The sequence below is a fragment of the Aliivibrio sifiae genome (genome assembly GCF_002954705.1).
Classification (GTDB): domain Bacteria; phylum Pseudomonadota; class Gammaproteobacteria; order Enterobacterales; family Vibrionaceae; genus Aliivibrio; species Aliivibrio sifiae_A.
On sequence record NZ_MSCO01000001.1, the window covers coordinates 1402199 to 1418024 of the forward strand.

At 37.4% G+C, this 15826-nt stretch carries 16 protein-coding genes; 8 read left to right on the forward strand and 8 right to left on the reverse strand.

What is annotated here, in order from left to right; genetic code table 11:
* Positions 1-298 precede the first annotated feature (298 nt).
* The 5 genes from potA (at position 299) to BTO22_RS06210 (ending at position 5426) form a co-directional block, all read left to right on the forward strand.
* Positions 299-1417, forward strand: a complete 1119-nt coding sequence (potA, locus tag BTO22_RS06190) for a spermidine/putrescine ABC transporter ATP-binding protein PotA (RefSeq protein ID WP_105055568.1) — start codon at positions 299-301, stop codon at positions 1415-1417.
* Entirely contained in the window at positions 1401-2258 is an 858-nt protein-coding gene (gene potB / locus BTO22_RS06195) for a spermidine/putrescine ABC transporter permease PotB (protein ID WP_105054726.1), read from the forward strand. The genes potA and potB overlap by 17 nt, the downstream gene beginning before the upstream one ends.
* Positions 2258-3028 (forward strand): spermidine/putrescine ABC transporter permease PotC, encoded by a 771-nt coding sequence (potC, locus tag BTO22_RS06200; RefSeq protein ID WP_105054727.1) that lies wholly within the window; start codon positions 2258-2260, stop codon positions 3026-3028. The genes potB and potC overlap by 1 nt, the downstream gene beginning before the upstream one ends.
* A gap of 109 nt (positions 3029-3137) precedes the next feature.
* A complete protein-coding gene (locus BTO22_RS06205; protein ID WP_105054728.1) occupies positions 3138-4172 on the forward strand; it encodes an extracellular solute-binding protein in 1035 nt (344 codons plus the stop codon).
* A 210-nt stretch (positions 4173-4382) separates the two neighbouring features.
* On the forward strand, positions 4383-5426 hold the full coding sequence (locus BTO22_RS06210) for an extracellular solute-binding protein (RefSeq protein ID WP_105054729.1): 1044 nt from the start codon (positions 4383-4385) through the stop codon (positions 5424-5426).
* Between the two features lie 83 nt (positions 5427-5509).
* Here the strand turns inward: BTO22_RS06210 and cobB are convergent, their stop codons facing one another.
* Positions 5510-6238 (reverse strand): Sir2 family NAD+-dependent deacetylase, encoded by a 729-nt coding sequence (gene cobB, locus BTO22_RS06215; protein ID WP_105054730.1) that lies wholly within the window; start codon positions 6236-6238, stop codon positions 5510-5512.
* A 167-nt stretch (positions 6239-6405) separates the two neighbouring features.
* Between cobB and BTO22_RS06220 the strand changes: the two genes are divergently transcribed.
* The gene (locus BTO22_RS06220; protein ID WP_105054731.1) at positions 6406-7350 is read left to right on the forward strand and encodes a LysR family transcriptional regulator; all 945 of its coding nucleotides are present in this window, start codon (positions 6406-6408) and stop codon (positions 7348-7350) included.
* 206 nt (positions 7351-7556) lie between these two features.
* On the forward strand, positions 7557-8777 hold the full coding sequence (locus BTO22_RS06225; RefSeq protein WP_105054732.1) for a NupC/NupG family nucleoside CNT transporter: 1221 nt from the start codon (positions 7557-7559) through the stop codon (positions 8775-8777).
* Between the two features lie 118 nt (positions 8778-8895).
* Here the strand turns inward: BTO22_RS06225 and BTO22_RS06230 are convergent, their stop codons facing one another.
* The 7 genes from BTO22_RS06230 to BTO22_RS06260 form a co-directional block, all read right to left on the reverse strand.
* Positions 8896-9186, reverse strand: coding sequence for a putative quinol monooxygenase (locus BTO22_RS06230; protein ID WP_105054733.1), 291 nt, complete (start codon positions 9184-9186; stop codon positions 8896-8898).
* Between the two features lie 75 nt (positions 9187-9261).
* Positions 9262-9573 (reverse strand): cupin domain-containing protein, encoded by a 312-nt coding sequence (locus tag BTO22_RS06235; RefSeq protein WP_105054734.1) that lies wholly within the window; start codon positions 9571-9573, stop codon positions 9262-9264.
* Between the two features lie 12 nt (positions 9574-9585).
* Positions 9586-10242 carry a Qnr family pentapeptide repeat protein gene (locus BTO22_RS06240; RefSeq protein WP_105054735.1) on the reverse strand — a complete coding sequence of 219 codons (657 nt, stop codon included), beginning with the start codon at positions 10240-10242 and terminating at the stop codon, positions 9586-9588.
* Positions 10243-10468: 226 nt separating this feature from the next.
* A complete protein-coding gene (locus tag BTO22_RS06245; RefSeq protein ID WP_105054736.1) occupies positions 10469-10843 on the reverse strand; it encodes a hypothetical protein in 375 nt (124 codons plus the stop codon).
* Positions 10844-10995: 152 nt separating this feature from the next.
* Positions 10996-11607, reverse strand: a complete 612-nt coding sequence (locus BTO22_RS06250; RefSeq protein ID WP_105054737.1) for a sugar O-acetyltransferase — start codon at positions 11605-11607, stop codon at positions 10996-10998.
* Between the two features lie 50 nt (positions 11608-11657).
* Positions 11658-12101: a PACE efflux transporter gene (locus tag BTO22_RS06255; protein ID WP_105054738.1), complete on the reverse strand. Its 444-nt coding sequence runs from the start codon at positions 12099-12101 to the stop codon at positions 11658-11660.
* A 118-nt stretch (positions 12102-12219) separates the two neighbouring features.
* Positions 12220-14145, reverse strand: coding sequence for a transglycosylase SLT domain-containing protein (locus BTO22_RS06260; RefSeq protein ID WP_258132469.1), 1926 nt, complete (start codon positions 14143-14145; stop codon positions 12220-12222).
* A 378-nt stretch (positions 14146-14523) separates the two neighbouring features.
* Between BTO22_RS06260 and BTO22_RS06265 the strand changes: the two genes are divergently transcribed.
* Positions 14524-15801 carry a polysaccharide deacetylase family protein gene (locus BTO22_RS06265; protein WP_258132555.1) on the forward strand — a complete coding sequence of 426 codons (1278 nt, stop codon included), beginning with the start codon at positions 14524-14526 and terminating at the stop codon, positions 15799-15801.
* Positions 15802-15826 lie beyond the last annotated feature (25 nt).

Sequence of the window (15826 nt, forward strand, 5' to 3'; positions counted from 1 at the left end):
ATTATACGGCTTTCATCCTCACTGTGCAGTAATCAAAAAAAAGAATTTTAATAATCCTTTGAAAACAACAACTTTTAATTGTAACAAAACCAACCAACTTACTGATTTTTGTCTATAATTAAGCTCAACATATATACACTAAGACGCTAAAAAACAAAGAGTTTAAAAAAAAATAGGGTTATCAAATAAAAAACACTTTTAATATCGTAACTTGGGGTCTATTATGCGCCCGAAATCCCATCTTACATTCATAACACTAAGCGCGGTATCACAACCCGAAGGCGGAGATAAAAAGACATTGAACGTTACAGAACAATCCGAAAAAAAAGCCGTTATTAAATTAACCGGCATTTCAAAAAGCTTTGATGGCAAAGAAGTGATCTCTAATTTTGATTTAGATGTTAATCACGGTGAATTTTTAACAATTCTAGGACCATCAGGTTGTGGTAAAACCACAGTGTTACGCATGATTGCTGGTTTTGAAACCGCTGATGCAGGAACAATTTTACTGGATTCGACAGATGTAACGTCAATACCCGCTGAACAGAGGCATGTGAATACGGTATTCCAGAGCTATGCCCTATTCCCACATATGACGGTATTTGAAAACGTTGCGTTTGGTTTGCGTATGCAAAACATCCCAAGCCAAGATATTGAGCCAAGAGTAATGGAAGCATTGCAAATGGTTCGTCTTGCTCAAATGGCAAACCGTAAACCACATCAGTTATCTGGTGGTCAACAACAACGTATCGCTATTGCTCGCGCAGTAGTAAATAAGCCAAAGGTTCTATTATTAGATGAATCTTTATCTGCACTTGATTACAAACTACGTAAACAAATGCAAATTGAGCTTAAACAATTACAACGTCAGTTGGGTATTACTTTTATCTTTGTAACTCACGATCAAGAAGAAGCCCTTTCAATGTCAGACCGTATTATTGTAATGCGTGATGGTGTTATCGAACAGGACGGCACTCCTCGTGAAATTTACGAAGAACCAAAGAACTTATTTGTTGCTCGCTTTATCGGTGAAATCAACGTGTTCGCAGCAACAGTGCTAGAGCGCCTTGATGACAAACGTATTAAAGCTGAAATCGAAGATACGACAGCAATTGTTTACTGTGAACTGGATGTAAGTCCGGGTGATAAAGTAAAAGTATTGCTGCGTCCTGAAGATTTACGACTTGAAGAAATTAAAGAATCAGATACTAAAGGCATCACTGGTTACGTTCGTGAGCGTACCTACAAAGGGATGACATTAGATTCTGTACTTGAATTAGATTCTGGTATGAGAGTAATGATCAGTGAGTTCTTTAATGAAGATGATCCAGATGTTGATCACTCTTTAGGTCAAAAAGTAGCAATTACTTGGGTTGAAAGCTGGGAAGTGGTGTTAGCAGATGAACAAGAAGTTTAATCTCCAAAATATCATCATCACAATTATCGTAACTTGGTTACTGCTGTTCGTATTCATTCCAAATGTAATGATTATCGGCACTAGTTTTTTAACGCGTGATGAAGCAAATTTAATTGAAATGACGTTTACGATGGATAACTATCTGCGTCTTTTTGATCCTCTATATGCAAAAGTACTATGGCACTCATTTTATATGGCCATTGTTGCAACACTGCTATGTTTAGTTGTGGGTTACCCATTCGCTTACATTGTTGCAAAAATGCCTGAAAAGTGGCGCCCATTTATGCTGTTTTTAATCATTGTTCCTTTTTGGACTAACTCATTAATCCGCACTTACGGGTTAAAAATAGTGTTAGGTACGCAAGGTATTCTGAATAAAAGCTTAATCGCTATGGATATCATCGATAAACCATTACGTATTATGTACACAGAAAGTGCAGTAATGATTGGCTTAGTTTACATTCTATTGCCTTTTATGATTTTGCCACTGTATTCAGCAATTGAAAAACTAGACGGTACTTATCTAGAAGCTGCTCGTGACCTAGGTGCGAACAAACTTCAAACGTTATGGAAGATTGTGTTACCACTAACAATGCCTGGCATTATCGGTGGTTGTCTATTAGTGCTTCTACCTGCACTTGGAATGTTCTACATTTCAGACTTGCTAGGTGGCGCGAAAAACCTATTAATTGGTAACGTTATTAAGAGTCAGGTTCTTAATGCTCGTGACTGGCCATTTGGCGCAGCAACCAGTATTGCCCTAACCTTAGCAATGGCATTAATGCTGTACGCATACTACCGTGCAGGAAAGTTATTAAATAAAAAGGCGGATCTAGATTAATGGGACGCACAATAAAATTTAGTTTCATGAGTTTGGTATACATCTTCTTATACCTGCCAATCATCGTTTTGATTGCAAACTCATTTAACGCAAGTAAATTTGGCATGAAATGGGGCGGCTTTACTACGAAATGGTATGAAGCTCTCATCAATAACGATAGTTTAATGCAAGCGGCTTGGCACTCAATCACCATTGCTGTGATTTCAGGTACTGCTGCAACGATCATTGGTAGCTTAACAGCTGTTGCCCTATTTCGTTATCAGTTTAAAGGCAAGAAGTTCGTTAATGGCCTATTGTTTATTGTAATGATGTCACCTGATATCGTAATGGCAATTTCATTACTCGCTATCTTCTTGGTGATCGGCTTTGAACTTGGCTTTTTAACCTTGTTAATTGCTCACATTACTTTCTGTCTGCCATTTGTGGTTGTGACAGTATACAGCCGATTAAAAGGCTTTGATGTGAAGATGCTAGAAGCAGCCCGTGATTTAGGTGCAAGTGAATGGGTTATCCTAAAGCAAATTATCTTACCATTAGCAAAACCTGCGGTTGCTGCTGGTTGGTTATTAAGTTTTACTCTGTCGCTGGATGATGTAATCATTAGTTCATTTGTAACAGGTCCTACTTATGAAATTTTACCTCTGAAAATTTATTCAATGGTTAAAGTTGGTATTTCTCCAGAAGTAAATGCCCTAGCGACAGTTATGTTAATCGTTTCACTGGCTTTGGTTGTACTTTCGCAACTGCTTGCAAGAGAAAAAATTAAGTAAGTTTTTTCAAAATTTAAAATCAATTGCTTATTACAAGCAATGAAATCTGGAAGACATGCCTTTTGTTCGACATGTCTTCTTTTTTATCACTCTAATGGAGAGTCAATCAATGAACAAAATGGCTGCGTTTTTTACTGGAACCGCCTGTGCATTAGCACTAACAATGAATGTTGCTAACGCAAAAGAAAATGATGAACTGGTATTCATGAACTGGGGACCATACATCAACAGTGATATCTTAGAAGAATTTACTAAAGAAACTGGCATTAAAGTTATCTACTCTACTTACGAGTCTAACGAAACTTTATACGCAAAAATGAAAGCGCATAATAAAGGCTATGACCTAGTTGTTCCATCAACTTACTTCGTAGCAAAAATGCGTGACGAAAAAATGCTACAACCAATTGATAAATCAAAAATTTCAAACTTTAGTGGCTTAGATACAAACTACCTAGATAAAGCATTCGATCCAAAAAATGAATACTCTATCCCGCACGTGGTTGCTATTACAGGTCTTGCCGTAAATACTGAAATGTATAATCCTGATGACTTCAATAGCTGGGGTGATCTTTGGAATCCAGAATTTGAAGGTCAACTAATGCTTATGGATGATACTCGTGAAGTCTTCCACATCGCATTACGCAAATTAGGCTACTCTGGTAACTCAACAAATCCAAAAGAAATCGATGAAGCATACGCTGAGCTTCAAAAATTAATGCCAAATGTATTAGTATTTAATTCAGATAACCCTGCAGCACCATACATGGCTGGTGAAGTTGGTCTTGGTATGCTTTGGAATGGTTCTGCAGCTGCCGCACAAGCTGAAGGCCTACCAATTAAACTAATTTTCCCTAAAGAAGGTGGTATTGGTTGGGTTGATAACTTTGCAATTCCATCTGGTGCAAAAAATGTAGAAGCATCTCATAAGATGATCGACTTCTTACTTCGCCCTGAAATTGCAGCTCGTATTTCAAAAGATACTGGTTATTTAACTGCGGTTAAAGCATCAAATGATAAATTTCAAGATGTTGCTCCACTGTTCCCATCTCAAGAAGATCTTGACCGTGTAGAATGGCAATCAGCCGTTGGTGATATGACAGTGAAATACGAAGAGTACTTCTTAAAACTGAAAGCCGGACAGTAACCTAACCCTTTACTGACCTTAATTAATGGCAGCGTTTACGCTGCCATTTTTATATTTATAAATAACGGATATCCTCCTTTAACTCTCCCTTTCTTTTCTTAAAAACTAATCTATATCAAGCCCTTGATTTATAAACCCATGAAGTCTGTCTCAATTATTGTTATAATGTTCGGCTAATTAATGGAAATCCCTCTGATATAGGAGAAGGAAATGAAAAAGTGGACAACTCTCGTCTCTACAGGACTGTGCGCTGCAGCCTTAATCGCTGGTAATGCACAAGCTGCGGATAAAGAGCTCTATTTTTACAACTGGTCAGAATACATCCCTAATGAAGTGCTAGAAGACTTTACCAAAGAAACTGGTATCAAAGTTTATTATTCAACTTATGAGTCTAACGAAAGCATGTATGCTAAGTTAAAAACTCAAGGCTCTGGATACGACCTAATTGTTCCTTCAACTTACTTTGTGTCTAAAATGCGCAAAGAAGGCATGCTACAAAAGATAGACAAAAGTAAACTGCCTCATTTCAAAGATTTAGATCCTAACTATTTGAACAAACCATTTGATCCAAATAATAACTACTCGATTCCTTACATCTGGGGTGCAACAGGTATTGGTGTTAATGCCGATATGATGAACCCAAATGATCTGAATTCTTGGGATGATTTCTGGGATGAAAAATGGCAAGGCCAATTAATGATGATGGATGACTCTCGTGAAGTCTTCCATATTGCATTAACAAAATTAGGTTACTCAGCAAACACAACCAATCCTGATGAAATCAAAGAAGCATATGAAGAATTGAAAAAACTAATGCCTAACATATTAGTATTTAATTCTGATTTCCCAGCAAATCCGTACTTAGCTGGTGAGACTAGTGTTGGTATGCTTTGGAACGGTTCAGCTTATATGGCGCGTGAAGAAGGTGCCAACATTCAAATCGTATGGCCAGATAAAGGCGCAATTTTCTGGATGGACAGCCTAGCGATTCCTGCTGGCGCAAAAAATGTAGACGCAGCGCATCAAATGATGGACTTCTTACTACGTCCTGAGAATGCAGCTAAAATCGCACTAGAAATTGGTTACCCAACACCTGTTAAATCAGCATACCCTCTTCTTCCAAAAGAGTTTGCGAATGATCCAAATATCTTCCCACCACAAGAAGTAATGGATTCAGGCGAATGGCAAGATGAAGTCGGTGAAGCAAGCGCGCTATACGACGAATACTTCCAACGTCTAAAAGTAGATATGTAATATAACTCTACTTAGCTTCATCAAGATTGAAGTAATCGAATAAAAAGCCAGTGAATTATACGATTCATTGGCTTTTTTAATTATTAAGTTTTATTAATCTCACTCTCTAACAACTCTGAGACTAACTCAGGAACTAACACACCAGCCTTTCCATAGCGCTTTTCTTCAAACTCATCATCAACCGCACTTGGCTCTAAGTTAATTTCAATAGTATGAGCACCGTGCAACCTTGCTTCATGAACAAACCCTGCCGCTGGGTACACTGAACCAGAGGTTCCAATAGAAATAAACAAATCAGCTTTATTTAATGCATCATGAATTCGCCCCATCTCTAATGGCATCTCACCGAACCAAACCACATGAGGACGCAGCTGCGCAGGTATCTGGCAACAATGACAAAGATCTCCCGTATAAATATCATCAGTACAATCTATGACTTGATTTGATTCTTCACAACGAACTTTATTTAGTTCACCATGCATATGAATGACGTTTGAACTGCCACCACGTTCGTGCAAATTATCAATATTTTGCGTCACAATAGTTACCGTTCCATCGAGTTTACTTTCAAGTTTAGCTAAGGCTTTATGGGCAGCATTTGGTTGAATATCTTCACTTTTTAACAACGAACGGCGCTTGTTATAGAAATCTTGAACTAAATCAGGGGCTTTAAAAAAGCCTTCAGGTGTCGCTACATCTTCAATTCGATGATTTTCCCAAAGACCATCACTTGCTCGAAATGTTTGAATCCCTGATTCAGCAGAAATCCCTGCTCCTGTTAAAATAACAATATTCTGATATGGAAATAGCATTCATCATCCTTAGCTGTCGTCTTTTATCTCTAAACTCTATCATGAAAAAACGAAGTATTTTCAACAGATAACTAAAAACAAAGACACAACTCACTTTATTCAATTCAATCGCTCCATTACAATAGTAAGCGTTCTTTTTACTGTTAAATTTACCAATAGAGAAACCTATGTTAAAGCAAGCCAAACAAATGATCGTATTTAATGCGCTCACTCAACAGAAAAGCTTTACTAAGGCCGCTCAGCTTCTTGAAATTTCAAGAACGCAGGTCAGTTTGCAGATTCAGCTTCTTGAGGAGCGTTTAGGTGTTCAGTTAGTACAACGAACAACACGCTCTTTTTCCCTTACAGAAGCTGGTCAATCATTCGCGGTGCATTGCGCCAATATTGCCGATGAGATTAACGAGGCAGAGAACGAATTGCTATCTAATATGGATACATTAAATGGCAAACTTCGTGTCGGGATCGCTCAATCTTTTGCGACCAATCATATATTGCCCTATCTTTCTGAGCTTCATCAGCGCTATCCACAACTGAATATTGAAATAACCTTGTTTGATCATAAGATTGATGTGATTGCGGAGCAATTAGACTTATGGATAGGTGTGATGGATTCCCCTCCAGAAGGGTTTGTTGCAAGACATCTGATTGATTGTCATTTCGTTCTAGTTGCAAGCCCTAGTTATCTATCAAAACAAGGGATCCCTTATCATCCTTATGATCTTAAAAAACACAACTGTCTTACTTATATTAGTCGTGAACGTAAGGATAATGTGTGGGGTTTTCATAAAGGTGAAGAGGACCTTCAAATTAAAGTGACTGGTAATTATCGCATCGATTCTGCCGACGCCATTCGTAACGCCACGATTTCCGGTAACGGTATTGGCTATATCGCCACTTATCTTTTATCAGATGAGCTGCGGACAGGTAAACTAGTTCAGCTCTTACCTGATTGGGAATTAAATCAATCAATGCCTTTATATGCAATTTACCCTCGACGTAAATTCCTACCTAAAAAGGTCCATATTTTTATGGAGTTTGTTCGACAGCATATTAACTCAGACAGAATTGATAATACTCTACCATATAGAATTAGGGATAGTTACAGTCAATAACACACCAAATTATCCCATATAGTAACAACTAACTCTTTTATATGTGACAAATCTCTCAAACAAGCTGTTATTGATGAATAGGCAACCGATCTTCTCTCTTTTTGTTATCATCATGTACATTCAATAACAACTTGATCCTTGTCACACTTTTATTTTTGACTAGAATACCCCCGCAATCATTAACTAAATACTATTGGAGTTTGACCATGAACTTTTTGGTCAGTATTTTAGGCATTGTTTGCCTATTCGCGATTGCCTTTCTCTTTTCTGAAAACCGACAAGCCATAAAATGGCGCACTGTATTAGGCGCATTCCTAATTCAATTACTATTTGCCGGATTCATTCTCTATGTACCTATCGGTCAAACTATCCTTAATAGTATCTCTACTGCCGTCTCTGACATTATTGCTTATGGACGTGTAGGCACTGAATTCCTTTTTGGTGACTTAGCCCAATACAGGTTAGGCTTCATTTTTGCCGTCAACGTTTTGCCTACCATCGTTTTCTTCTCAGCATTAATCTCTGTTCTTTATTACTTAGGTATAATGGGATGGATAATTAAATTTATTGGTGGCGGCTTACAGCGCTTCCTTGGTACAACTCGTACAGAATCAATGTCAGCAACCGCTAATATCTTTGTTGGTTCAGTTGAAGCGCCGTTAGTTGTTCGTCCTTTCCTTGCTAAAATGTCACGTTCTGAGTTATTTGCTGTAATGGTTGGTGGTTTAGCGTCTGTAGCTGGTGGCACAATGGTAGGCTACGCGGGTTTAGGCGTTGAATTACGTTATTTAATCGCTGCAAGCTTTATGTCAGCTCCTGCTGGATTAATGATGGCAAAACTGCTTGTTCCGCAAACCGAAGAAATTAACGAAGCGGATCAATACGAAGAAGATACCGCTGACGATGCTCCTGTAAATATTATTGATGCCGCCTCACAAGGTGCATTGAATGGCTTACAAATAGTCTTTGCAGTAGGTGCTAGCTTATTGGCGATTATTAGCTTAATTGCCTTAGTTAATGGTGGATTACATAAAGTTGGCTTATTAGTTGGTTTTGATAATTTAAGCTTAGATCTTATTTTTGGTTACCTATTTGCCCCTATTGCTTGGTTAATTGGTGTTCCATGGTCAGAAGCAACCGTTGCTGCAAGTTTAATTGGTAAGAAAATCGCGATTAATGAATTCGTAGCCTTTGCTGACTTAATGGCAGTTAAAGATCAATTAAGCGAACATTCTCAAGCTATTGTTACTTTCGCTTTATGTGGCTTTGCAAACTTAACCTCTATCGCCATGTTAATGGGTGGATTAGGTGGCGTTGTTCCAAGTCGCCGCCCAGACATTGCACGCTTAGGCATGAAAGCTATCTTTGCTGCAACATTAGCAAACTTAATGAGTGCCACAGTTGCTGGAATCTTCCTTTCTTTCTAAAGAAGTCGATACTGATAACATAAGACATAAAAAAGGCACTCATGATAATACGTGAGTGGCTTTTTCTTATTCATGACTTACTGCTATACAATAAGTTGCGGGATCTGTTTAATCTGTACTAAAGCTTCGTCATACGATTAAGCACAAATGACACGACTGAGCCGTCTACCGCTTTTACATACTCTGCAATATGAGCAGAATTTAAATGGTCTTGTAAAAGTGTTTCGCTCTCCCATTGTTCATGGAATACAAATACACATGGGTTGTCATTGTCTTGATGTAAATCGTACTGAATACAACCCACTTCTTTACGTGTCGGTTCAAGCAGTTTAAGCATTTCTGCTTTAACAAATTCAGCTTTACCATCTTGAGCTTCAATTCTTGCAACAATAGTCAGTGTTTGAGTCATTATATTTGTTCCGTTCTATTAATAGAGAAGACAGAGTAAACGATTAAAAGCCCAAATGTAAGAATCTTCATTTACTCAATAAAAAACCGCTAACCAAATCGTTAAATTATCAGGATCTGTTTTACTCACTTTATGTTTCTGATGTGCAGGGATAGTTAAGTAATCTCCCTTACATAAGGTTTTCTCTGTGCCATCTTCAAATGCAATCGTACCAAAACCTTCAAGCACTAAAATCCATTCATTTTCATCTTGATCATACCAACCAGATTCAGGAGAGCTTTGACCTGACGATACTATTCTCTCTATACGCACTGAATGACTTGTCACTAAATCAGTAAATACCTCATTGCAGAGATCATTCGGAAGGTTGGTTAACAAATTACTCATCGCACTCTCCTATTAATCAGGTAAAACGACCAGGCCCAGTGGTTCTAATAATTGTTCTTGTTGCCAACCACAAATCTTAACGCCTGTTAAGTCTACTCTACGAGGATCTAAGCCTTCTAATTCACAATGACACAAATTAGCATCTTGCATTCTAAATTGCCCCCATGCATCGACAGAGAAAGAACCTCGAGATAGATCAGAACCTTTAAATGAAGCGCCTTGTAGATTTGCTCCATTCCATTTATTTTCAAACAAATCACATTTCTCTATACATAAACGTTCAAGATTGGCGTAGGACAAGTTGCAACCGGTTATGTACACAGAACAAAAATACATCTGATGGCTAATTTGATTTACAAAATTCGCTTGAAGAAAGTTTGCTCCTTTTAAATCACAATCTCTAAACTCAGCCCCAAACCCATTTGCGCCTTTAAAATTAGCCATCGTTAAGCGACAATTTTTAAAAGAAGCATCACGCAAGTCACTGTAATCAAAATGACAACCTTCGATAGCACCTTGTTCGATAAAGACACAATCAACAAATCGAGCGTCTCTAAGGTTTGTACGACTAAAATTACAACAATAAAACTTACACTCTTCGTAATAAGATTCGCTTAAATCTTGACGTGAGAAATCTACTTTATCAAACACTTCATTATATATTGCCATGTCTTTCCCTCTAAATTTATCTGAGGAAAGACTATCAGTATCTCTTACAAATACCAATAAATATAAACCCTTAAAAAACATTAACTTAAAATGACGCGAAATGGCCACTTTAAGGCACCAAATAACACCTCTAAGAGATATAAGCCGCACAAGAAGCCGCGGATCAAAAGAAAAAAGTTTAAACTTACTGTCGCAATTTGAGAGCTCTTGGGTTGAGAATTTAAACCTAGATGAATATTTTACTTTTCATACGAATGAAAGCCGAAACCTGCGGGCTACGAGGAAGATTTAATCTCATGACACTATCGCAGCATCGCATTAATACTTGATGGGCTTTATCTTCTAATTCTTCGTTAGAATCTAATGCTGAAAATGAAATAGATGAACTCATTTTATAGGTGTACTGCAAAAGATCAGGAGATTCTGTTGAATTGAAAATAACATCTTCGCAAGCTTTAGCTTGACTATCAATTATCCATTTTTTAACTAAAATCGCCTGAGCAGCATTGCTTAATGTTATCGCACTTACAAAATCTTTCTGATTAAAATAAAGGTCAATAGCCCTATTCAATTGATGTAATGCGATTGCTACATTATCCATAACGTTACCTCCTTATTTGTTTATAAAACTAGCTCGAATTTAAAACACGAGCTCCTCTATTAAGAGTTTAGATAACTTTACGAACATAAAATGCTATCACGATCACTAATGTATATTTTCGTTTAAAAAAAGAACAATTGTTAATTCTATCGTTAATTATCTTCTTCCATTAGTGGGCGCCACATCTCATCTAATTCTTGATTTGTCGGCATTTTACTATGAGAAATTGACTTAACTACACGGCAAGGATTACCAACAGAAACACAATCAGAAGGGATGTCTTTAGTTACAACACTACCCGCACCAATGATACTTCTATCACCAATGGTTACCCCATCCAGAATAACACTATTAGCGCCTATCCATACGTTATCGCCAATAACAATAGGATTACCTGTAGCAATAGGAAGCACTCGTTCAGCAAGATCAAAAGGATGCCCAGCAGTGCTAATGACTACATTAGGGCCAATTTGAACATACTCACCAATAGTTACGCTAGCAAGGTCAAGAATCGTGACACCTGTATTTAAGAACCCTCCTTGTTTAAAGCAAATATTTTTCCCCATATCACAATAAAAAGGAGGAATGATGGTAACCCCTTTATTACTTCCTAAAAGGTCATCCAATAGCTCTTGTCTAAATGCGCCTTGCGACGGACGGCTATGGTTAAACTCATAGAGTTTTTCCTTTACTTGGTTTTGAAAATCCATCAATTCACGATCAATAGGAATATGCACACTAAAATCTGACAATTTATGACTCATTCTCACTCCTTATTAAACGACACTCCCTATTTAAATCCAACCAAATAAAACTATATTGTTACGTTCTCATTCTTTAACTGAGTTTTATGCGGTACAGGGAAAGCTTTATCATAAGCCAAGTTATAGATATAAGCATAAAACAGATAAAATACAACGAGACCAATATCTAAAATAAAGGCTTCAACTAGGCTGACATTTAAGAACCATGCTATTGCAGGAATAGTAAGCACCAATAACCCCCCTTCAAAACCTAAACTGTGCATGACACGATTCATCGTCGTTTTTACTGTGCTGCCAGTTCTTTTTATCATGTAGTTATCAAATAGAATGTTATAAACATAGTTCCATCCCGTAGCCACCACAGAAAAAACAACCCCCATAATACCCACATGCCCCATTTCAAAGCCAAACTGACTTAGGACACCAACAATCAATAACAAACCAATTAATTCAAATAAAATAGCGTGACGAATACGATCAAAACGAGTTCTCATTATATAACTCCAAGCGTTAATGTTAGTTCTATTATATAAATTAAAATCGATAGAAAAAGTTAGTTACCATCTATTTTTTAGATGGATAAACATAGAAAAAGTCACACCGTAACAATAATTACAAGGAAGGAGTCCATTTCAATTCAGAGGTGGTAAGAAAATCGCCCTCTATCTTGAGTAAATCTCGATAATACATTTCAAACATTAAGATGTTTTTTACGTAGACACGCGTTTCTTTAAAAGAAATAGACTCAATATAACCAAAGATATCAATCTCATTGCTTGCTTGTCGTCTCCATACAGCCACCATTGTAGGCCCCGCATTATAGGCAGCAAAAGCAAGAGCTCTATTTTGATCATAATGACGAAGTAAATGACTTAAGTATCGACTTCCTATTTCAACGTTCTTCTTAGGATTAAAAAGCACAGAACGTTTTTTATAATCTAAATTATACTTATCTGCCACGTAAGCTGCTGTGCTTGGTAACACTTGCATTAACCCTAATGCTCCTACTGGCGAGTGAGCCAACGGTTCAAACCCACTTTCTTGCCGAGTTAAAGACAATAAGGTAATCATGTTGACCTTATGCTTCTTACTATACTCTTTAAATATAGCTTGATAACGAACAGGGAAACGTAATTCGATGTAATCCCATAGCTCTCCAACCAACGTTGCATCATGAGCAAAAGCATTCCAATTTTTCGTTATTGCATAGCGGGTCAATAATGCTTTATCACTCTTACCTACTCTGGAAATCAAATGACGCCATTGGCTTTTTGCTGCGGCTTCTTTCCCTAAATTGAGTAATTCATTAACCCGTTCTATATCAGGACGGAAAGGAGATAATTTATCGGTATGAAAATCAACACTCGAAATTGGATATTTAACCATTCTGTTTAACGTGATAGCAGCAGCAACACTATAAAAGTGGCGCTCTCCAGCAATCCGCTTTAACCTCGCCTCTCCACTTTCTTGCTTTCCAAGAGATATTTCACTGCGCCCTAACCAATATTGCCAACGATAGCTGGCTTGTTCTTCCTCTGAAAGACGTAAAATCCAGTGTTTAATATTTTTCCATTCAGCCTTTCGTATTGCTAAACGTATCCTTTGCACTAAAGCTTGATCATTAGTTGATTGTTCAAAGGTCTTATCTCGCCATTGAATTCTTTCTTCATCCTTTATATCTAAAAGTCGTACCGCTGCATATTCTAAACTCGGTTGAAATTCATTTTCGCTAAATGAAAAGTGATCATTTAAAAAGGCAGAAACCTCATAAGCATTATCAATATCATGTCGAGCTAAATGTCGAAACATTACCTGTGCATAATCACGATTAAAACGTGAGTCTTTTTTAGTTTCAAAAGTCATGATAAGTTTATCTGGTTGCTTATATAAACGAAGCATTTCAGACATAAGATCTTTCATTTCATCATTAGAGGCAAGTTTACGAAGGTAAGTAATAAGACGAGGATTTTTACTTTCAACGGCCAGTAACGCACGTTGAAAAATAACATCATCAGTCCTCTTTCCAGCCTCATCCCAATAAGAAAAAAGGCGGTTACAAGCATTAGAAACACTTTCACCATTTAACCAGAGCTTTTTTGCTCCAATAAATGCCATCTCTTTATTATCTTGATGATAAAAAGCGGTGTAATACCAGCATTGATAATCTTGATCTCTAGGAGGCGTGGTCTGGTAATCTAATAATGACTTCCAATTCTTAGAAGCAATCATCGCATTAAGGTAATCAGCTCTTATAGACACCGAGAAAGGATAATCTGAATAATCTAAAGAGAATTGGTTAACCTGATCGGAGGTTTTATTAGTAATATCAAATAAAAAAGCACGATAATCCGTATACGCCGCTAATGCGTAATTATCAATATCTGAGCGCTTTTTGTTATAGACAGAAATATCCTTTTTATTAAACCCTTGCTGAATAGCGTCATAGGCATAACGGTTTAACCACAGTTCCGAGACACCTGATACACTCGAACTGCTAAGCACACCAATAAATACTACAAACCAATTTACCCTTTTCATCAAACACATTGAAAGTCCTTTTTCATAGATGCACAGATTCAGTTTGGTCTAGTTATAGCAAATTAGATTCAGTTTGGTCTAGTTATAGCAAATTATCTAGCCTAGGATCGTTCCATTTTTGAAAATCTCATTTTGTAATACACCTTTCTTTTCATTCCCTCCAAATTATTAATAATATAATCAGCATTTCTTTTAGTTACATATCATAGTGAATAACGTCGCAGATTTACGCTCACATATACAAAGCCCTGACTCATTATTTGTTTTGTAATCGGCCTTTACTACACTCTTTTTTCATTTTTAAAAGGAATTTGTAAAGTGATAAAATTAACGATACCTAAGATTTCAATATTTAGCTGTATATTAGCCCTTCATTCAATACCGACACAGGCTTTCCCTGTTGTTAGTGCCAACGTCCCCCCCTCATCAAAGTCACCTATTCCAACATCAGAAACCCCAATGTTTATCAGTTTAGGTTTTGATGACAATGTGGAATCAGATGGTTTGATGTGGGTAATGGAGCAATTAGCAAAGACAACTAATCCGGAAGGAGCTGATAAATACGCCGAGCAGCCATTATCCGCCTCCTTCTTTATGCATTGTGAACCTGCAAGAGATAATGAAGAAATAAAGTCCTTGTGGCGACAACTTGTCATCTCAGGTCATGATATAGGCAACCACACAGAGACTCACCCTGATGATAAGGTCAATTATAACCCTCTCCAATCATGGATGACTTCAGAACAATGGCAACAAGAAGTAGAAAGTTGTAACTCTTGGTTAAAGCAAACAGTTGCAGAAGGCGGAATTGGAGTACAAAGTATTTCAGGATTCCGAGCACCATTTATGACGTATAACGACAACACACTGCAAGCCATCATTAATGAACAAATTCGTTATGATGTTAGCTTTCCCGCAGGAATTACTACAGAGCAAAATGGCCTTAACAATTATTGGCCATTTACCTTAGATAACGGCAGTCCTTCACATAATCAAGCAGTGAATGGCTGGTGGAAGCCGAGTATCAATAACTACCCTGGTTTATGGGAAGTTCCTTTACACACATTAATCGTTCCGCCAGACAATGAATTAGACAATTATGGTTTAGATTATTCACTCAGAGATAAAATTGCGAGTCGTATTGGCTATTTTGATCCTGTCTCAGGAAAAGGAGACAATTTTGACTGGAACCTATACACCACTCCAAATTGGGGGGCAGCAGGTCTTAACGAAAATGATGTAGTTGCTATCTATAGTTACAATCTGGATTTACGCCTAGAAGGAAACAGAGCACCATTGGTTCTAGGGTTACATTCTTCATTTTATGGCTATTTAAATGGACAAGAGCATTATGGTATGCCAGAAACAACGGTTCAGAGTCGTCAAAATGTATTAAAACGATTCATAAAATACGCCCTAACAAAGCCAGAAGTAAGATTTGTAAATCACAAGCAGATCGTTGATTGGATGGTTTCTCCTGAACCATTAACCTTATGTCCGAAAGAAGAGTGGCAGGTGCATGACATTTATAAAAAAGGAAATACTGTCATTTACCAAGGAAAAATGTGGCAAGCTCAATGGTGGACACAATTAGAGATTCCAGGGCTAGTAGAAAACTCACCATGGAAAATAATTAAAACTTGTACCCCAACATAATAAAAATCCCCTTTTGTGAAGAAGG